18 protein-coding genes and 2 pseudogenes are annotated in these 18802 nt (G+C 72.8%); 11 read left to right on the top strand and 9 right to left on the bottom strand.

The annotated features are described in order from the left end of the window. The 4 genes from CIB93_RS03570 to CIB93_RS38605 form a co-directional block, all read right to left on the bottom strand. Window positions 1-991, bottom strand: a 991-nt coding sequence (locus tag CIB93_RS03570; RefSeq protein ID WP_257001992.1) for a serine/threonine-protein kinase, incomplete at its 3' end; no start/stop codon positions are given. Between the two features lie 6 nt (window positions 992-997). After that, entirely contained in the window at window positions 998-1954 is a 957-nt protein-coding gene (locus CIB93_RS03565) for a hypothetical protein (protein WP_096623951.1), read from the bottom strand. A 9-nt stretch (window positions 1955-1963) separates the two neighbouring features. Next, the gene (locus CIB93_RS03560) at window positions 1964-4327 is read right to left on the bottom strand and encodes an FHA domain-containing protein (RefSeq protein WP_096623949.1); all 2364 of its coding nucleotides are present in this window, start codon (window positions 4325-4327) and stop codon (window positions 1964-1966) included. 27 nt (window positions 4328-4354) lie between these two features. Beyond that, the gene (locus CIB93_RS38605) at window positions 4355-4597 is read right to left on the bottom strand and encodes a hypothetical protein (RefSeq protein ID WP_257001991.1); all 243 of its coding nucleotides are present in this window, start codon (window positions 4595-4597) and stop codon (window positions 4355-4357) included. Here CIB93_RS38605 and CIB93_RS03550 point away from each other — a divergent pair. Further along, window positions 4596-5012 (top strand): thioesterase family protein, encoded by a 417-nt coding sequence (locus CIB93_RS03550; RefSeq protein ID WP_096623947.1) that lies wholly within the window; start codon window positions 4596-4598, stop codon window positions 5010-5012. The two genes, CIB93_RS38605 and CIB93_RS03550, sit on opposite strands and share 2 nt — an antisense overlap. A gap of 106 nt (window positions 5013-5118) precedes the next feature. On the opposite strand, the pseudogene CIB93_RS03545 reads toward CIB93_RS03550, so the two are convergent. The 3 genes and pseudogenes from CIB93_RS03545 to CIB93_RS03535 form a co-directional block, all read right to left on the bottom strand. Then, window positions 5119-5466, bottom strand: a pseudogene (locus CIB93_RS03545) (SAM-dependent methyltransferase); the annotation flags it as partial. Between the two features lie 8 nt (window positions 5467-5474). Then, window positions 5475-6140, bottom strand: a complete 666-nt coding sequence (locus CIB93_RS03540; protein WP_096623945.1) for a cysteine hydrolase family protein — start codon at window positions 6138-6140, stop codon at window positions 5475-5477. Beyond that, window positions 6137-6697 (bottom strand): annotated as a pseudogene (locus tag CIB93_RS03535) (isocitrate dehydrogenase); the annotation flags it as partial. The gene CIB93_RS03540 and the pseudogene CIB93_RS03535, both read right to left, overlap by 4 nt. 478 nt (window positions 6698-7175) lie before the next feature. Between CIB93_RS03535 and CIB93_RS03530 the strand changes: the two are divergent. The 5 genes from CIB93_RS03530 (at window position 7176) to CIB93_RS03510 (ending at window position 12400) form a co-directional block, all read left to right on the top strand. Beyond that, window positions 7176-8396, top strand: a complete 1221-nt coding sequence (locus tag CIB93_RS03530; RefSeq protein ID WP_096623943.1) for a cytochrome P450 — start codon at window positions 7176-7178, stop codon at window positions 8394-8396. Next, on the top strand, window positions 8390-9565 hold the full coding sequence (locus CIB93_RS03525; protein ID WP_107470935.1) for a type III polyketide synthase: 1176 nt from the start codon (window positions 8390-8392) through the stop codon (window positions 9563-9565). Before CIB93_RS03530 ends, CIB93_RS03525 begins: the two co-directional genes overlap by 7 nt. 100 nt (window positions 9566-9665) lie before the next feature. After that, a complete protein-coding gene (locus CIB93_RS03520; protein ID WP_096623941.1) occupies window positions 9666-10856 on the top strand; it encodes a S8 family peptidase in 1191 nt (396 codons plus the stop codon). A 146-nt stretch (window positions 10857-11002) separates the two neighbouring features. Next, a complete protein-coding gene (locus tag CIB93_RS03515) occupies window positions 11003-11320 on the top strand; it encodes a cupin (protein ID WP_096623939.1) in 318 nt (105 codons plus the stop codon). A gap of 162 nt (window positions 11321-11482) precedes the next feature. Beyond that, complete coding sequence (locus tag CIB93_RS03510; RefSeq protein ID WP_096623937.1) at window positions 11483-12400, top strand: YihY/virulence factor BrkB family protein; 918 nt, start codon at window positions 11483-11485, stop codon at window positions 12398-12400. Window positions 12401-12415: 15 nt separating this feature from the next. Here CIB93_RS03510 and CIB93_RS03505 read toward each other — a convergent pair whose 3' ends face one another. Then, window positions 12416-13261: a M12 family metallo-peptidase gene (locus CIB93_RS03505; RefSeq protein WP_096623935.1), complete on the bottom strand. Its 846-nt coding sequence runs from the start codon at window positions 13259-13261 to the stop codon at window positions 12416-12418. Between the two features lie 226 nt (window positions 13262-13487). Between CIB93_RS03505 and CIB93_RS03500 the strand changes: the two genes are divergently transcribed. Continuing rightward, complete coding sequence (locus tag CIB93_RS03500; protein ID WP_096623933.1) at window positions 13488-14354, top strand: ABC transporter substrate-binding protein; 867 nt, start codon at window positions 13488-13490, stop codon at window positions 14352-14354. Between the two features lie 25 nt (window positions 14355-14379). Here CIB93_RS03500 and CIB93_RS03495 read toward each other — a convergent pair whose 3' ends face one another. Continuing rightward, entirely contained in the window at window positions 14380-14820 is a 441-nt protein-coding gene (locus CIB93_RS03495) for a nuclear transport factor 2 family protein (RefSeq protein WP_096623931.1), read from the bottom strand. A gap of 139 nt (window positions 14821-14959) precedes the next feature. Between CIB93_RS03495 and CIB93_RS03490 the strand changes: the two genes are divergently transcribed. The 4 genes from CIB93_RS03490 to CIB93_RS03475 all read left to right on the top strand — a co-directional run bounded on the left by CIB93_RS03490 (window position 14960) and on the right by CIB93_RS03475 (window position 18624). Further along, window positions 14960-15529 (top strand): PadR family transcriptional regulator, encoded by a 570-nt coding sequence (locus CIB93_RS03490; protein WP_096623929.1) that lies wholly within the window; start codon window positions 14960-14962, stop codon window positions 15527-15529. Window positions 15530-15609: 80 nt separating this feature from the next. Next, window positions 15610-16299 carry a winged helix-turn-helix domain-containing protein gene (locus tag CIB93_RS03485; RefSeq protein ID WP_096623927.1) on the top strand — a complete coding sequence of 230 codons (690 nt, stop codon included), beginning with the start codon at window positions 15610-15612 and terminating at the stop codon, window positions 16297-16299. Beyond that, complete coding sequence (locus CIB93_RS03480) at window positions 16296-17708, top strand: MFS transporter (protein WP_257001989.1); 1413 nt, start codon at window positions 16296-16298, stop codon at window positions 17706-17708. The genes CIB93_RS03485 and CIB93_RS03480 overlap by 4 nt, the downstream gene beginning before the upstream one ends. Then, a complete protein-coding gene (locus tag CIB93_RS03475; protein ID WP_096623925.1) occupies window positions 17692-18624 on the top strand; it encodes a carbohydrate kinase in 933 nt (310 codons plus the stop codon). Before CIB93_RS03480 ends, CIB93_RS03475 begins: the two co-directional genes overlap by 17 nt. Window positions 18625-18802: the final 178 nt, after the last annotated feature.

The following is an 18802-nucleotide window of genomic DNA, read 5'->3' as shown; positions in this document are numbered from 1 at the left end:
CCCAGCGCGGCGGCCGGGGCGGCGGCGCGGAGGCCGCCGACCACGAACCGGCCCGCACGTCCACCCGGGTCGGCGCGTGCTGCCCGGGCCCGATGCCGGCCGCCGCGGCCCGCAGCGCGGCGACGAACCGCAGACAGGTCTCGTAACGGTCATCCGGTGCCTTGGCGAGCGCCTTCGCCAGCACGCCGTCGATGGCAGCCGGAAGACCGGACCGCAGCCCGCTCGGCGGGGGCGGAGGATCGTACTGATGAGCCCACAACAGGGCCATGTCGTCGTCCCGCTGGAAGGGGGGCGCTCCGGTCAGGGTCTCCTGGACGACGCAGGCGAGGCTGTACACGTCGCACCGTCCGTCGACGGGCCGCCCCGAGATCTGTTCCGGTGCCACGTAGTCGAGGGTGCCGACGAACTGGCCGACCGTGGTGAACCCGGTCAGCGACAGGGACTTCTTCGTCAGCCCGAAGTCGGTGAGGTACACGTGCTCCGGATGGTCGCTGTCGGTACCCGCCGCCACCAGGATGTTCCCCGGCTTCACATCCCGGTGCACCAGGTCGTGGTCATGGGCCGCGTCGAGTGCGGAGGCGACCTGCGCGCCGATCCGGACGGCGGCCGTCAGGTCCAGCGGCCCGCGCCGGTCGATGAGGACACGCAGATCGGCGCCCGCGACATAGCGCATGGCGATGTAGAGCAAGCCCTCGGTCTCACCCGCCTCGAACACCGGCACGATGTGGGGATGGTCGATCGCGGCCGCCACCCGCGACTCGTGAGTGAACCGCTGCCGGAAGGTGTCGTTGCGGGCCAGTTCCGGCGCGAGCAGCTTCAGCGCGACGGTCCGATCCAGCCGCAGGTCTCTGGCCCGGTACACGACCGCCATACCGCCCCGGCCGACCTCGGCCTCCACGAGGTAGCCCGCGATCCGCTTGCCGACGAGATCGTCGTCCCGCCCGGTGGGCAACGCGGCGTCGTGCGACGGGGGCGGAGGCGGAGGCGTCATCGGCGGTCACCGCCCTGCGTTCCCCGACGCCCCGCCACCACGCGGCTCGTCGGCCCCGGCTACGGGGGCCGCCCGGGTGGGTTCGGGGGCGTCTGGGGGTACGACGCGGGTGGGTTCGGGCCCCTCGGCCGGGACGACGTCGGTGGGGTCGGGAGCGTCGGCTGGGACTACGCGGGTGGGCTCGGGGCCTTCGGGGGGTACGACGCGGGTGGGTTCGGGCCCCTCGGCTGGAACCACGCGGGTGGGCTCGGGTCCGTCCGCCGAAACGACGCGAGCCGCTTCGGGGCCTTCCGCGAGAACCACGCGCGTAGGCTCGGGGCCGTCCTCGGCGGGATGGGCCCCGAGGTCGCCGCCGTCACGGGCCTGGCCCGCCGCCGCATGGCCCGCGCCCTCCGGTCTCGCTCCCGCACCGCGCGCTCCCGCACCGCGCGCCCCCTCCGGAGCCGCACCCTCCCGGCCCGCGCCCTCCTGGCTCGCCCCCGGCCCCGACTGCGCCGCATACGTACTCAGTTGCGTCCCGTCGCAGAACACCCACCGCTCGTGCTCCGCGTCGTACAGCCACACCGACTCCCCGTCCACGACCACCCCCACCCGCCGCCCCCGCGTCCGCTGCCGGAAGGCTTCACCGTCGCTGCGGCCCTCGGCCAGGTCCTGGGCCGCGCGGCGGTACTCGCTCAGCGACTCCTCCGTCCTCGCCAGCAGCGGCCGCGGGTCCGCGGTGCGGGCGAGCGGCTGCCCGGGGGCCGGGGGTGTCTGCGGCACGGAGACGAGGAGCCGTCCGTCGACCCACGCCGACCAGCCGTTGGAACAGCCGACGTACGCCCAGTCCCCGCGCCGGTCCAGCAGCTGCACCGGAAGCAGGGCGTCCAGAGGGTCGGTGGGCCGGGAGACGTCGGGCGCCTCCCAGGCCGGCAGCCCGTCCCGCGGGACGACATGCGTGGGGCGGAACTCCGGCGTCGCCATGGAACCGCCTCACTTCCGCATGACCGCGGGCTCGTGCCGCCTCAGCAGTTTCGCGACCACGTACCCGAAGACGAGCGAGAGGGCGGCCAGCATGCCCATGTTGAGCAGCCAGACCCCTGCGGAGTGCCCGAAGAGGGGGTCGGACGTCAGCTCGCCCGGCACGATCCGCGCCAGATCGATCGTCCCGGCCATCGCGCCGAGCGCCCACCGCGAGGGCACCAGCCAGGACAGCTGCTCCACCCCGGGGACCCCGTGCAGCTTCAGGAGGGCGCCGCAGAAGACGACCTGGACGATCGCGAGGAGGACGAGCAACGGCATCGTCACCTCCTCCTTGCGAACCAGCGCGGACACCAGCAGACCGAGCATCATCGCGGTGAACGACAGCAGGGCGACGGCCAGCGTGATCTCCACCAGAGGTGGCAGGAAGACCCCTTCGCCGCCCGGCGCGTTGAGATCGACGCCCACCAGACCGACCAGGGTCAGCACGACGGCCTGGAGGACGGTGACGGTCCCCAGCACCACGATCTTCGACATCAGATAGGCGGATCTGGACAGGCCGACCGCACGTTCCCGCTGGTAGATCACCCGTTCCTTGACCAACTCCCGTACGGCGTTGGCCGCGCCGGTCAGCACGCCGCCCACGCACAGGATGAGCAGGGCGTTCATCGCCGTCTCCTGGGTGAGCCGGCTGCCCGCCAGTGCTCGGGCCATCGCGCCCATGACGAAGGGCAGCGCGATCATGATGATCAGGAACGTCCGGTCCGCGCTGAGGGCGGCGGCGTAACGGCGGACGAGGGTGTGCAACTGCGCACCCCAGTTACGGGTCTTGGGTGGCGGTGCCACCAGCGCCCCGGGCGCGGCCGGGGGCAGATGGGGCTGGGCCGAGGCGCCCACGATGTACTGCCGGTGGAAGGGCGAGCCCGCGTAGGTGGTCGCCCAGTCCCGGTCGCGGTCGTTCTCGAACGCCTCGAAGGCCTCCGGCCACTCCTCGAAGCCGAAGAAGGCGAGGGCGTCCTCCGGGGGACCGTAGTAGGCGATGCGGCCGCCCGGCGCGAGGACGAGCAGCCGGTCGCACACCTCCAGGCTGAGCACGCTGTGCGTGACCACGATGACCGTACGGCCGTCGTCGGCCAGCCCGCGCAGCATGTGCATGACGGAACGGTCCATGCCGGGGTCGAGTCCGGAGGTCGGTTCGTCGAGGAAGAGCAGCGAGGGCTTGGTGAGCAGCTCCAGAGCCACGCTCACCCGCTTGCGCTGGCCGCCGGACAGGGAGTGGATCGGCTGGTCGGCGCGCTGTCCGAGGCCGAGTTCCTGGATCACTTCGGTGACCCGGGCCTGCCGCTCCGCCTTCGCGGTGTCCTGCGGGAAGCGGAGCTCGGCGGCGTAACCGAGGGCCTTACGCACGGTCAGCTGGGAGTGCAGGATGTCGTCCTGCGGGACGAGCCCGATGCGCTGGCGCAGCTCGGCGAAGTCGCGGTAGAGGTCGCGGCCGTCGTAGAGCACGGTGCCGCTGTTGGCGGGGCGCAGCCCGGTGAGCGCGTTGAGCAGGGTCGACTTCCCGGCGCCGCTGGGCCCCACCACGCCCAGGAGGCACTTCTCGCCGACGGGGAACGAGACGCCGTCCAGCAGGGTCTTGACGCCCTTGCCCGCCCGGCCGACCGTGACCGCCAGATCCTGTACGTCCAGTGAGACCTCACCGGTGTCCACGAACTCCTGGAGGACGTCCCCGACCAGGCAGAACGCGGAGTGGCCGATGCCGACGATGTCCCCGGGGCCGACGGGTCCGCGCGCCACCGGCTGGCCGTTGAGGAAGGTTCCGTTGTGGCTGCCGAGGTCGACGATCTCGTGACGGCCGTCGGCGAGCGCCCGCAGTTCGGCGTGGTGCCGGGAGACCACGAGGTCGTCGATGACGAGGTCGTTGCCCGCGTCGCGGCCGATCCGCAGGGTCTTCGCGGGCAGCGGGCGTACGGTGGTCGGCTGCCGGAACGTGCCGGTCGCCGCGGGCATCGAGACGGCCGACGGCCGGTCCCGGGCGACCGCCGGGGCGGGCGGCTCCCGTCCGACCAGCACGGCACGCGGGCCGTCGCTCGGACTGCCGAAGCGGATGACGCTGCCCGCGCCGACGTCCGACGCGTGAACGCGGTGGCCGTCGGTGTACGTGCCGTTGGTGCTGTCCTCGTCCTCCAGCGTCCAGTGGTCGGCGTCGGGGCGCAGGATCGCGTGGTGCCAGGAGACCCGGATGTCGTCGATGACGATGTCACTCTCGGGGTCGCGCCCGACATGGTAGTCCCGGCTCGGACTCATCACCGTGGAGCCGAGATCCGTCTCCAGTACGAGTTCGGGCGCAGTCGGGGTCGCAGGCCGCTCTCCCATGCCCGAAATTCTACCGATACGTAACGATTAGCGCCCGCCGTCGACGGCTCGACCGTCGGATCTGCTCGGCGGGGCACCCTCGCGTCTCCTCAGTGCGGCAAGGTGGCGAGGATGACCTTCCCGCAGCCCGCCGCCCGCCGCCTCGCGGACCCGGACCTCCTGGGCCAGCCGCTGGATCATCGGCCGGCCGAACCCGCCGGTCCGGCCGGTCAGGCCCACTTCGCGGCCGAACCGGAATGCCCCGCCGCGCTCGGGTGTTCGCACGGTCATGACCTTCTCCGTTGATGTGACCGTGCGCGGCTACGAACTCGACACCCAGGGCCACCTGAACCAGGCCGTCTACCTCCAGTACGCCGAACACGCCCGCTGGGAGCTGCTGCGGGCCGCCGGACTGCCCCAGGAGAAGCTGCTGGCCGACGGGATCGGGCCGGTGCAGCTGGAGGTCACCGTCAAGTACCGCCGTGAGCTGCGGGGCGGCGAGCGGGTGCGGGTCACCTGCCGGTTCGACTACGGGACGGGCAAGACGTTCACCCTGGAGCAGCAGATCATCAAGGAGGACGGCACGGTGGCCGCCGAGATCACCGGAGTGGCCGGCGTTCTGGATCTGACCGAACGCCGGCTCGTCCCGGACCCGCGGGGCCGCCTCTCCGCCCTGGCGGGCAGCCCCGGCCTGCTCACCGGCTGACCCCGGGCCGTCTCAGCCCCGGGGCCTGTGCGCGAACACCCACCGGTTGGCCGCCAGCGCGTCACGGCGCTCCGGGCGGGGGCCGCGCCCATGGCGGCGGGTGATCCTCCTGGTCGACCTCGAAGACCGTGCAGCCGGACGGCCAGTCCAGGCGCAGCGCCCGGGTGTCCAGACCGGCCCCGAGCAGCACGGCCTGCCGAACGCCGCCGTACGTCTGCCGGAGCGGGAAGTCGTCGAGGACCCGGGTCCGCAGCCCGAAGTAGCGTCCCAGCCGCCCCCACAGCGGATCGGCGTCCCCGTCCGGCACCTGGTCCGGCCGCACCGGCCACCGCGCGGACGGCCGGGCCGGCCACCGCGCGGACGGCCGGGCCGCCCGTACCAAGTGCTCGGCGTAGACATCCCGGGCCAGGGCGTCGGGGCGGTGGGTCTCCACCGCCCGGGCGGCGGCCACCATCAGCGCGGTCAGCCCGACGCCTCCGGTGACGCCGCTGTCCTGCCGGGCGGTGTCGGGCACAGGTCCTCCTCCCCGGGGCGGCGCGACCACACCTCGACCTGGTCGCCGGTGGTGACCCGGGCCCCGTACAGGCGGGCCATGAAGCTCAGGATCTGTTCGTCGGTGAGGTGCAGCGCGGTGGTGCAGTCGTGCAACACCGTCACCTGGAAGCCCTTCTGGAACGCCGTGCGGGCCGTCGAGTCCACGCAGACGTCCGCGAACAGCCCGACGAACACGAGATGGTCCGCACCCCGGTCGAGGATGTGCTGCTCGAAGCCGTCGCTCAGGAACGCGTCGAAGCAGGCACGTTTGGTGAACACCGCCTCGCCCGGCCCCGGTTCCACCCCGTCGGCGAACTCCGCACCCCAGGAGCCCTCCAGGCACTTCGGCCGCTTCCCGAGCACCTCGTCCCGCCGCCGCCAGCCCGGGCCCTGGAAGCGGGCGTCCCCGAGGAAGCGGACGTGGACGACCTCCGTGCCCGAGGCCCGGGCGGCCGCGACCCCTCGGGCGGCGTTCGCGGTGACCCGCTCCAGCCGGGCCGGATCACCCGGGTAGCGGGACGCGGCGAGCGGGCCCGCGCAGAAGTCGTTCTGGAGATCGACGACGATCAGCGCGGTCCCGCGCGGCGCGCTCATGAGGCGTCGGCCCGTACGGTCATGGCCAACGGGGTCTTCCACACCGGCTGTTGGCAATCCAGCGCCTCCAGCAGGGCGTCAACCACCGCGGTGGTGGAGTGCCGCCCGCCGACGTCCGGCGTGCCGACGCCCCGCTCCGCGAGCAGGGCGAGCGCTCGTTCGGCCTCGCCCACCGCGCCCTCGCAGCCGCCGTACCGCTGTGCGACCGCCGCGGCTGCCCGTACGGTCGCCAGCGGATTGACCCGCTCCAGCCCCTCCAGGTCGTCGGCCGAGCCGTGGACCGTCTGGTACCCGGTCAGCCCGAGTACGTCGGGGTGGAGATGGACGTTCTCCGTGCAGCGGTTCTCCTGCCGGTCCGAGCCGAACCGGTCCAGCAGGACGACGTGCATGATGTCGGCCCACTCGTTGCCCGCGACGACGACCGTGCGGTCCCCGAACCAGTGGGTGATCAGGTTGCGGTTGACCGTGTCCGGCTGGAACAGCCCCACCGGTATGTCGTGCCGGGCGGCGATGTCCGTGACCCAGGAATCCAGCACATCGTCCAGCAGATGGAACTTGCAGTGCTCATGAATCCGTCACCTTTCTCCGCGACTGTGCGCTGCGACGACTGTGCGCTGCGACCGGAGTCAGGTGCCCGGTCCGCCCGCCCACTGTCGGCCTCGACGGGTTCCGGGCACGAGGAAGCCCGGGCCGCTTCACCTGAACGATGGAATGATCACCGCGCAAACCTCCGGGCGAGGCAGGCTCGGGGGCGGGGCAGAGGCGTGTGCCCCGGGCGTGCGCCCGGGGCGGAGGGGCCCACCACGGTGGGCGGCGACCGGATCTGGACGATCACCCCCGCCGTGGATCGGCCGCCACCGCGTGAAGGCCCAGGTGACCACCGCCTGAGCGCCGGAGCGTGCGCCCCCGCTGATCGGGTTCACTGCGGAGGGCGACTGACATGTTTCGAGACGCGATGGGGGACACAGGGGAGGTCTGGTCCCGGGCCCGGATCCGGCACGCCCCATTCTCGAAGCGGTCATTGGGAGAACCTCGGTGGAGAACACCTCGGTGAAGGACACGGAATCCGTACGGAGCTGCCCGTTCGACTACGCGCAGCAATTGGAGTTCGACCCCCAGCTCAGGCAATTGCTGACCGAGGAGCCGGTGTCCCGCATCCGTATGGCCTACGGAGAGGGCGAGGCCTGGCTCGTCACCCGCTACGAGGACGTCCGGACGGTCACCACCGACCGGCGCTTCAGCCGCGGTGCCGTCCTCGGCCGCGACTTCCCCCGGATGACCCCGGAGCCGATCGTCCAGGCCGAGTCCATCAACCTCATGGACCCGCCCGCCAGCAGTCGACTGCGCAGTCTGGTCGCCAAGAGCTTCACCCCGCGCCGCGTCGAGCAGATGCGCCCCGGCACCCAGCGCGTCGTGGACCGGCTGCTCGACGAGATGGCGGAGGCGGGCTCCCCGGCCGACTTCATGGCCCGTGTCGCCGCACCGCTGCCGCTGATCACCATCTGCGAGGCGCTCGACATCCCCGAGGCCGACCGCCCCTGGCTCCGCGCACACGCCATGACGATGATGACCGTCGGGGCCGCGGGCAAGGAGGACGCCATCCGTGCCAAGGCCGAACTGCGCGGCTACTTCGGCGAACTGACCGCCGACCGGCGCCGCTCCCCGGGCCAGGACCTCATCAGTACCCTGGCCACCGCCCGGGACGGCGCCGAACTGCTCGACGACGACGAACTGACCGTCATGGCCATGGTCCTGCTCATCACCGGTCAGGACACCACCACCTACCAGCTCGGCAACATCGCCTACACCCTGCTGACCCGCCCCGAACTGCTGAACCCCCTCCGGGCCGAACCGGAGCGGCTGCCCCGCACCCTGGAGGAGCTGCTGCGGTACATCCCCTTCCGCAAGGGCGTCGGCATCCCGCGCATCGCCACCGAGGACGTGGAGCTCGGCGGGGTCACCATCAAGGCGGGCGACGTGGTGCACGTGTCGTATCTGACGGCCAACCGGGACGCGGCCAAGTTCGACCGCCCCGACGAGCTGGACCCCGACCGCCCCGCCATCCCGCACATGACGTTCGGCTGGGGTGCCCACCACTGCCTCGGCGCGCCGCTCGCAGTCATGGAGCTGGAGGTCGCCTTCGCCACCCTGCTGGCCCGCTTCCCCGGCCTGCGCCTCGACGCGTCGCCCGAGGCCATCGGGTGGAACACGACGTCCATCTGGCGCTACCCCCTCGCCCTTCCCGTCACATGGTGACGCGAGCGCACGGTGTCGAGAGCCTCCGCTTGAGAGAACGAGGAGAACCCATGGCGACCCTGTGCCGACCGGCCATCGCTGTGCCCGAGCACGTCATCACGATGCAGCAGACCCTGGAGCTGGCGCGGGAGACCCATCACGGGCACCCGCAGCGCGACCTCGTCCTGCGGCTCATCCAGAACACCGGCGTCCAGACCCGGCACCTCGTGCAGCCCGTCGAGGAGACCCTCAAGCACCCTGGCTTCGAGGTGCGCAACCAGGTGTACGAGGCCGAGGCCAAGGCCCGGGTCCCCGAAGTCGTCCGGCAGGCCCTCGCCCACGCCGAGACCGAACCGGCCGACATCGACCTGATCGTCTACGTCTCCTGCACCGGCTTCATGATGCCCTCGCTGACCGCCTGGCTCATCAACACCATGGGGTTCAGACCTGAGACCAGACAGCTGCCCATCGCGCAGCTCGGCTGCGCGGCCGGTGGCGCGGCGATCAACCGCGCGCACGACTTCTGCCGGGCCTACCCCGAGGCCAACGTCCTCATCGTCTCCTGCGAGTTCTGCTCGCTCTGCTACCAGCCCACCGACATCGGCGTCGGATCGCTGCTCTCCAACGGCCTGTTCGGGGACGCCGTCTCCGCCGCCGTCGTCCGGGGGCAGGGCGGCACCGGCATGCGCCTGGAGCGCAACGGCTCGCACCTGGTGCCCGACACCGAGGACTGGATCTCCTACGCGGTCCGCGACACCGGGTTCCACTTCCTGCTCGACAAGCGGGTACCCGGCACCATGGAGATGCTGGCCCCGGTGCTCCAGGACCTGGTCGATCTGCACGGCTGGTCCGTACCGGACATGGACTTCTTCATCGTCCACGCGGGCGGGCCGCGCATTCTGGACGACCTGTGCCACTTCCTGAAGCTGCCGCCGGAGATGTTCCGGTACAGCAGGGCCACCCTCACCGAGCGCGGCAACATCGCCAGCTCCGTCGTCTTCGACGCCCTGGCGCGGCTCTTCGACGACGGGGGCGCGGCCGAGTCCGCGCAGGGGTTGATCGCCGGGTTCGGCCCCGGCATCACCGCCGAGGTGGCCGTGGGCAGCTGGGCGCGCCACGATCCGCCGGTGGACGTCGAACGCGATCTGGGCCGGCTGGGGCTGACCCCGAGCGTTGCGCTGTCCGGCTGAACCCGCTAAGGCGCCCGACGGGCCGGGACGAAGGAACGGGTGTTCGTGCTTCGCGGATGCCCCCGATCCGTGAACGGATTCCCCACCCCGAGGAGAATGCATGCGCCTGCCCGCCCGTTGGGCCACGGCCGCCCTGCTGCTGATCGCCCCGCTGATCGCCGCCCCCGCCCCGGCCTCCGCCGACACCGGACCGCAAGGGGTCCCGGTGGAGCGGTCCACCCGGGCCGTGCCCGGGCAGTACATCGTCACCCTGGAGCCCGAACTCTCGCCGGACGCCGTCCTGAAGGAGTTCGGGCTCCGCCCGATGTTCACGTACGGAAATGTCATGCACGGCTTCGCCGCCACGCTCACCGCCACCGAACTCGAAGCGGTGCGGACCGTACCGGGGGTGCTCGCGGTCGAGGAGAACGCCGAAGTGGCCGTGGACGCGCCCAGGGCGGGAGACCTCTTCCGGGCCCCCGCGGCCGGCTGGGGCACCGACCGCGTCGATCAGCGGACCCTGCCGCTGGACGGCACCTTCACCACCACGGCCACCGGCCGGGGCGTCAAGCTGTACGTCGTCGACACCGGGATCGACGCCGCGCACAGCGAGTTCGGCGGCCGGGTCGTGAACGGTTACGACTCCGTCCGGGACGGCCGCGGGGGCATGGACTGCAACGGGCACGGCACCCACGTCGCGGGCACCGCGGGCGGCGCCACCTCCGGAGTGGCCGAGGACGCCTCACTGGTCAACGTCCGAGTCCTGGACTGCCGGGGCCGGGGCACCTGGGCGGGCATCCTCGCAGGCTTCGACTGGGTCGCCAGGGACGCGGCGAGCAGTGGCACCCCGGCCGTGCTGAACGCCTCGCTCGGCGGGGCCCGCTCCCGCGCGGTCGACGCGGCGGTCGAGGCCGTCGCCCACGCGGGCGTGCTGCCCGTCGTGGCCGCCGGGAACGACGACCGCGACGCCTGTGGCGTCTCCCCGGCCGCCGCTCACGGTGTGGTCACGGTCGGGGCGAGCGACCGGCAGGACCGGGAGACCGCCTTCAGCAACTGGGGCTCCTGTCTTGAGCTGTACGCCCCCGGCGCCGACATCGTCTCCGCCCGCCTCGGCGGCGGCACCGTATCGCTGAACGGCACCTCCATGGCCAGCCCGCACGTCGCAGGGGTCGCCGCGCTCTACAAGGAGGAGAACCCGTCGGCCTCGCCCGCCGCCGTGAGGCGCTGGCTGACGGACACGGCCACCCCGGACGTGCTCTCGGGACTCGGCCAGGGCTCGCCGGACCGGCTGTTGTACACCGGCGGCCTCTGACGGCCTGCCGTCGGGGCCGGTGAGCGGCGACCGCGTCACGTACCTCCGCTCACCGGCCCCGCTGCCCGGCGGCGTTTCCACCGCGAAGGCACCTGGCTGAGCCCCGGCGGATCGCGGGCCTGCCACGGCTGCGGCACAGTGGGCACATGGACGACCTCAACGCACTCGCCGAGGAACACCTGACCGCGGCCCACGCCTCCGCGCACGGCCGCAGCGCCCACCTCCTGCTCCAGGAGCCCCCCTTGCGGCAGACGGTGATCGCCCTCACCGAGGGGACCGCGCTCGACGAGCACAACGCCCCGCCCGCCGCCTCCCTCCTCGTCCTGCACGGCACGGTCCGGCTCACGGCCGCCTCCGGGGACGCCGAGCTGCCGGCCGGGACCCTGCACCCGATCCCGCAGGAACGGCACGGGCTGCTGGCGCTCCAGGACGCGGTGGTTCTCCTCACGGCCGTCAACGACTGAGTCGCGGCCTTCCCGGGCTGACGCACTCGCCCGGGGCCCGGGGAGGGGTGTGCTTCCGAGCCGGCGCGGCAGGAGAGGATCGAGAGCGGTCGGCGCGTCCGGGAAAGGGAAGGGACTCGCCGTACCGCCCGCCGCGTCCGCCCACCTCCCCGGAGTACCAGCTTGCCCACCCAGACCGCCGCACCCGCGGAAAGCACCGCCCCCGCCGCCGGTCCCGGTCGCACCGGCCCGTCGCTTCGCTGGCTGACCGCCCTGCGCCGCACCCCGGTCTCGCTGTGGAACGACGACGTCTCCGACTGGGCCGCCGCCCTGACGTACTACGCCATCCTCGCGCTGCTCCCAGCGCTCCTGGTGACCGTGTCCGTGATCGGCCTGGCCAATCCCGACGCCACCAGGGTCCTGATCGCCGACATCACGGCCTTCGCCCCCGCCGAGTCCGGAGAGGCGCTGCGCCGCCCGCTGGAGGAGGCCACCCAGGAGCGCACCGCAGTCTGGGTGCTCGTGGCGACCGGCAGCGTGAGCGCCGTCTGGTCGGCGTGCAGCTACCTCGCGGTGTTCCGGCGGGCGATGCACGCCATGCACGACGTCCAGGACACCCGCCCGGCGCTGCGCAAGGCGCACATCATCGTCGCCTCCGCGATCGGGCTGCTCGTCCTGCTGATGACCAGCGCGTTCGCCCTGGTCATGACCGGCCCCCTGGCCCGCTGGCTCGGCCGCCGCGCCGGCCTGCCCCACGAGGGCGAAACCTTCTGGGCGGTCCTCAAGTGGCCGGTGCTCCTGTGCCTGGTCGCCTGCCTGATCCTGGTGCTCTTCCGTACCGGACCGCGTCCGGCGAGCGGCATCCGGCGCGGCCTGCCCGGCGGGGTGCTGGCCGCGTTCCTGTGGCTCGCCGCCTCGGCGGGCTTCGCGCTGTACGCGACCCGGATCGGCGGTTTCAGCAGGCTCTACGGCTCGCTCGCCGGACTCGTCGTCTTCCTGATCTGGGTGTGGTTCGCCAACCTCTCCCTGCTGGCCGGGGCGCAGTTCAACGTCGAACTGGACCGGCCCGGTCGGGACTCTCCCGGCACGACAGGCCCTTAGGGGGCGTCGGACCGGTCAGTCCCGCTCGCGGTATCCGGCCACGATCGGCATCGTCTCGCGCAGCACCCGTACACCGTCGTTGTCCGCGTCGCCCAGCCGGTGCCCGTTCCAGGTGCCCGTCGCACCGGAGAAACGGCTGATGCGCCGGCAGTGATCGCCGCAGGCCGAGCGGTACGCCATGATCGTGTAGTGGTTCCCGTCCTCGGTGATCCAGCCGGTGTTGTACGGGCGGGTGCGGCTCACGTTCATCGAGCCGCTCGCGTTGCCAGCCAGCGTCGTACGGTCGTGGGCCAGGCCCAGATTGTGGCCGATCTCGTGGCTCGCCGAATCCAGTTCGATGCCGTCGACGTCGACGACCGAGTAGGCGTACTCGTGCGTCGAAGGGTCGAGCGCGGGCGTGTAGTCCGCTGTTCCGCCGCCCCGCTCCGCCCGGTCCACGACGAGCGTGACCAGGTCCGCGCCGTACCGTGCGCGCTGCTCGTGGACCTGGCGTCCGAGCCCCGCCGACGCGTGGTCCTTGAGGACGGCGTACGCGGCGCGGAACTCCTCCGAACCCCCGTAGCCGGACGCCGTGTAGGGGTGGACGATCCGGATGGTGCCGCAGAGTCCGCCCGCCGCCAGGGAGCGGTTCATCCTGGTCGCGATGGGCTGGGCGGAGGCGGGCACCCGGTGTTCGCCCCCGACCCGCTCCGCCGCCTTCGGGGTGTAGACGGCGAGCACGTCGACCACGGGACACCGCGCAGCCCCGGCCACCCCTGTCGCCGGGCGCGGCGGAGCCGGTGCCGGGGCGCACGCGGAGGCCGCGCAGAGCGATGCGAGGCCGACGGCGGCCAGAGCTGCCTTCAGGAGGGGTGGGCGCACGGGGAGAGTCGACTCCGTCCGGAAGGGGCCGGCTCAGGGCACTGCCGGTTGACCGAGGGTGCCTACTTTCTAACATTCCGCGATTCCGCCCGCCCGTCGCTCCGGATACCGGGTGGGCGCGTTTGTTCCCTGGCCAGAGGGGTGTGGCGGCGGGGAGGTGGGCAGGTACACCTGTACGAACTCGGACGACCGGGACGGCAGTCGGCGGCAGAGGGGCGTGTGTGACGTGACGGAACAGAGCGAATGGCGGTTCTCCGACGACCGGGGTCAGCAGTCGGCGGCGCCCCGGCCGCCGGAGCGGGTGCTCGCCTATGTCCAGGCCGGGGCCACCCTGTGGGACCTGGGCGTCCGGCCGGTCGGAATCTTCGGTTCCGACCACGACGGCCCGGACCCCGACCGGGCCAAGGCCGGGACGCTGCCGCTGCACGAGGTCGACTACGTCGGTGCGGGGAGCGGCCTGGACGTGGGGCGGCTGCTGAGTGCCGGACCCGACCTCGTGGTGGCCGTCAGCTACGGCAACGGTCATGTCTACGGGCTCGCCCCGGAGACCGCCAAGCCCCTGGAGGAGCGGGTCCCGGTGGTCGTCATCGACGTCGGCCAGGCCCGTACGTTCGCCGAGATCGGAGACCGGTTCGCCGAGCTGGCGCGCTCGCTCGGCGCGGCGGGCCGGGCGGACGCGGACCGGGACCTGGACGCCGCCCGGGCCCGGCTGCGCGTCGTCGCCACCTCCGCCGACACGCCCCGGGTGCTCGCCCTCTCTCCAGCCGGGCCGGACCAGGCGCATGTCGCACGTCCCCGGATGTGGCCGGAACTGGGCGTCCTCACCGAACTGGGCGTCCAGGTCGTGGAACCGGCCGAAGGCTCCGGTGCGAACTGGTCCACGCTTGACCGGTCGGACACCTTCGCCCTGCGTCCCGAGGTGATCCTGACCGACATCCGCGCCCACGCGGGTTCGCTCGACGCGCTGCGGGGGAGCGACGCCCGCCCGACGCCCGTCGTTCCGTGGAATCCGGAGCCCCTGTACGGCCCCCGCGACCACGCCCGGTTCCTGGGCCTGGTCGCGGACGCCCTGGAGGCCGCGCGGGCGCGTTGACGCGCAGCGGAGTTACGGGGCGGTTCTACGGGGCCGGGCTCTGCGGGGCGGGGACGAGTCCGTCGGCGACCAGGCCGGCGAGCACGGCCTCGCCCAGCGCGTGGACCGCGGACTGCGGGCGGACCATCACGGTGAACTCCTTGATCCGTCCGTCCTCGTCCAGGTGCAGCAGGTCGATGCCGTGGATCTCCCGGCCGCCGACGGTCGCCCGGAAGAGCAGGACCGCCGACGGGGCCTCGGTCCCGTCGGCGGTCGTCTGCGAGGCGCCCGCGAACTCGCCGACGTAACGGAAGTCCTCGAAGGTGCGCAGCAGGACCCCGAACAGGCCGAGCACCATCGGCCTGCCTTCGAACGGGCCGAATTTCACCGGGCTGTAGAGCCGGACGTCCTGGGTGAACAGATCGTCCAGGGCACTGAGGTCGCGGCTGTCGACGGCGGCGCGGAAGCGGTCCACTGCGGTGGTCATGTGTCCTCCTCGATGAGGCGCGTCCTCGTTGGGGCGCTCTGCATAGTCATGAAAGTGACTAGTCAGTTTCATGACTATCATGAGGCTCGGTGTTCCGGACAGGGGTGCGCCGGGGCGCGGGAGAGAGTGAGGCGGTCCGATGGCGTTGCGTCATGCCGTGCTGGCGGCGCTGCTCGACGAGGAGTTGAGCGGCTACCAGGTGACCAAGGCGTTCGCGGTGGGCGTCGCGAACTTCTGGCACGCGCTGCCGCAGCAGGTGTACGCGGAGCTGGCCAAGCTGGAGAGGGAGGCCCTGGTCGCCGGGCGGGAGGTCGTCCAGGAGGCGCGTCCCAACAAGCGGCTGTTCCGCGTCACCGGCGAGGGGCTGGCCGAGCTGGAGCGGTTCGCGGCGGCCGCCGCCAAGCCCTCGTTCCTCCGTGACGACCTGCTGGTCAAGGTGCAGGCGGCCGATCACCTCGACTCCGAGGTGCTGATCGGACGGCTCCTGGAGCGGGCCGCCTTCGCCGACGCCAAGGCCGCGTCGTTCGAACAGCTGCTGCGCGTCATGCGCGGCGACCGCGACGAGGCGGAGTTCCTGCTGCGAGGGGCGCGGGTCGGCCCTTACCTCACCTGCCGCCGGGGGCTGGACTTCGAGCGCGCCAACCGCGACTGGTGCCGTGAGGTGGTGGCGGTGCTCCGGGCGAGGCGGGGGGCCGGGCCGGGGTCCTGAGCGGACCGCTCCAGGATTTTCCAAAAAATATTCTGCAAAAATACTTTGGGAAAGTGTCCTCGTCGTCCTACGCTGACGCCATGGACAGCGACGACGACCACCGCGTGCTCGATCCGGCGCAGGACGGGGCCGCCCTCAAGGCCCTCACCCACCCCTTGCGCCTCACGCTCCTCGGCCTGCTGCGGCAGCACGGACCGGCCACCGCGAGCGAGCTGGCGGCCAGGACGGGGGAGTCCTCAGCCTCCACGAGCTACCACCTTCGGGTGCTCGCGAAGTACGCGTTCGTCACCGAGGCCGACCACCGGGACGGCCGGGAACGGCGCTGGAAGTCCGTGCACGACATGACCTCGTGGAGCAACGAGGCGATGCACCGCAGCCCCGGCGGCAGCACGATCCTCAGCGTCCTGCGCCGCCGCCAGGTCGAGCACCTCCAGCAGTCGCTGGACCGCCACGAGGCGGACCTGGAGAGCGGCCGGCTGGGCCAGGAGTGGCAGGAGCCGTCGGGCGTCAGCGACTCGATGCCCCGGCTGACCCCCGAGTCGCTCGCCGAGCTGTGGGAGGTTCTCCGGGCGAAGACGGACGAGCTGACCGCCCGCGACGCGGGCGACCCCCGCGCCGAGCAGGTCGTCCTGTTCACCGCCGGACTCCCGCTGGCCCCGGACCCGGTGGCCGGGCCGGACCGTGCGGCGGCCGCCGCTGGACCCGACGAGGCGGCCGCCCCTGGACCCGGCGCGGTGTCCGATGCGTCCGATGCGGGGGACGCCATATGAGCGGCGTGACCGGCGCGGCGGATGTGCCCGCCCCCGCACCCACCGGGCCGGGCCTGGACGAGGCGACCGCGCGTCGCCGGTTCGTCGCCGTCTCCTTCCTCTTCTGGCTGCCCATCGGCATGAGCCTCGCCCCCGCCGTGCTCCTGTTCACCGAACGCGGTATGGGCCTCGCCGCCGTCGCGGGCTTCTTCGCCGCGCACTCCCTCACCGCCGCCGCGATGGAGCTGCCCACCGGAGGCTTCTCCGACGTCATCGGGCGGCGTGCCGTCCTCGCCACCGCCGGACTCCTCAACCTGACCGCCCTGACCCTGCTCGGACTCACCACCGCCGCCTGGGTGTTCATCCTCGGCATGGTGTTGATGGGCTCGGCGCGCGCCCTGTCCAGCGGCCCCGCCGAGGCCTGGTACGTCGACACCGTGCACGCCGCCGCCGGACCCGACGCCGATGTGCGCACGGGTCTGGCCCGGGGCAGCTCGGCGGTCTCCGTCGCGCTCGCCCTCGGCACGCTCCTCGGCGGCGCGCTGCCCTGGCTGCTCGGCCTCGGCCCCGACCCGGGAGCCTGGCTCACCGACGCGACCTCCGGGCTCGTCCTGCCGCTCTCGGTGCCCGCACTCCTCGGCGCGGTCGTCGAAGTCGTCTTCGTCCTCCATGTCCTGCGGGCCCTGTCCGAACCGCCCCGGCCCAAGGCCACCCCGCGCACCATCCTGAGCGGCGTGCCCGCCGCCGTCGCCGAGGGGCTGCGGCTCGGCGCCCGGGACGTCCTGGTCCGCCGCGTACTGCTGGCCGCGAGCGCCGCCGGGGCCGCGCTCGCCACGCTCGAACTCCTCACCCCCGGCCGGGCCGCCGCGCTCACCGGGGCCGCCGAGTCCGGAGCCGTACTCTTCGCCGGACTCGCCTGCGCCGGGTTCGTCTGCTCCGCCCTGGGCAGCCAACTCGCCCCGGCAGCGGCCAGATGGACCGGAAGCAGCGAACGCGCGGTGCTCGTGGGTCTCGGGGCGGGCGCGGCGGGTCTGGCCCTGCTCGGGATCACGGCCTCCACCGCCTCCTCCACGGACGCGTTCGCCACGGCGACGGCCGCCGCCGGATACGGGCTCGTCTACCTGGGGCTCGGCATCGCGGGTCCCAACGAGAACGACCTGCTCCACCGCCGCGTCGACTCCTCGGGCCGGGCCACCGCGCTCTCCGTGCAGTCGCTCGCCCTCCAGTTGTGCGGCGCGGCCGCCGGACTCGTCGCCGGAGTGCTGCCGCTCGGCCCGCTGCCCTGGCTGCTGGCCGCCGCCGTCCTGCTCGCGGGCGCCCTCCTGTGGTTCCGCCGAGCCGCCCCGGAGCCCCCGGAGAATGCCAGGCTTGACCAGGACACCCCCATCGCGGCACCTCAGGAGGCCAGGCCCCATGCTCGACCCCGGTGAACTGCTGGTCATCGGCGAGTGCGTCGCCGACATCGTCCGGCTGCCGGGCGAGGCCGACGTGGTCCACCCGGGCGGCAGCCCGGCGAACGTCGCGTACGGACTGGCCCGGCTCGGCCATGACGCAACCCTGCTCACCCAGCTGGGCCCCGACGCTCACGGGCGGCTCATCCGGGACCATCTGGCGGCCGCCGGGGTCGGGGTCCGTACCGACGGTTCCACCGGGCCCACCCCCACCGCCGCAGTCACCCTCGACGCCGACGGGCACGCCACGTACACCTTCGCGATCGGCTGGACCCTGGGGCCGGTGGCGCTGGAGCGGCCGCCGGTCCATGTGCACACCGGCTCGATCGCGTCGGTCGTCGAGCCCGGAGCGGCGACCGTCCTGGCCGGCGTGGAGTCGCTGAGGGCGGGTGCCACCGTGAGCTACGACCCCAATGTGCGGGCCGAGTTGATGGGCGAGCACGCCCCGGCGGTGGCTCGCGTCGAGCGCTGTGTCGCACTCAGCGACGTGGTGAAGGCCAGCGACGAGGACCTGGCCTGGCTCTACCCGGGCGAGGAGGCGGAGCGGATCGCCGAGCGGTGGCTCGCCGCCGGGCCCGCGCTGGTCCTCGTCACCCGGGGCGGCGCGGGCGCGTTCGCGGTGTTCGACGGTGGCCGCGCCTCGGCCGAAGCGCTGCCCGTCACCGTCGTCGACACCGTCGGAGCGGGCGACGCGTTCATGTCCGGCACTCTGCACGCCCTGGCCCGGCACGGGCTCCTCGGCGCGGCGGGCCGGGCCGGGCTGCACGCCGTCGGCCGGGACATCGTCACCGACGTCCTGGGCCGTGCGACCGCTTCCGCAGCCGTGACCGTCTCCCGTGCGGGAGCCAGCCCTCCCGACGCCGTCGAGCTCCGGGAGATCCGGGCCCGCAACTGACTGATCGTCATGACCCGTTCGGCGCAGTCGAACGCACCCTCGTGAGACGTTCCGCCGTTCGTCAACCGGTCGCAGTACGACAACGGGATCGGGGCAGCGGGTGGCATCGGGGCAGCGGGTGGCGAGGAGACGGACGGCCGACAGCGGTACGGAGCCGGGGGCGCGGGCGGGCGCCTTA

It is taken from the genome of Streptomyces sp. WZ.A104 (assembly GCF_002382885.1).
Taxonomy (GTDB): Bacteria; Actinomycetota; Actinomycetes; order Streptomycetales; family Streptomycetaceae; genus Streptomyces.
The sequence above is the reverse complement of the archived record's forward strand: the minus strand, read 5'-3'. Positions and strand labels throughout refer to the sequence as shown.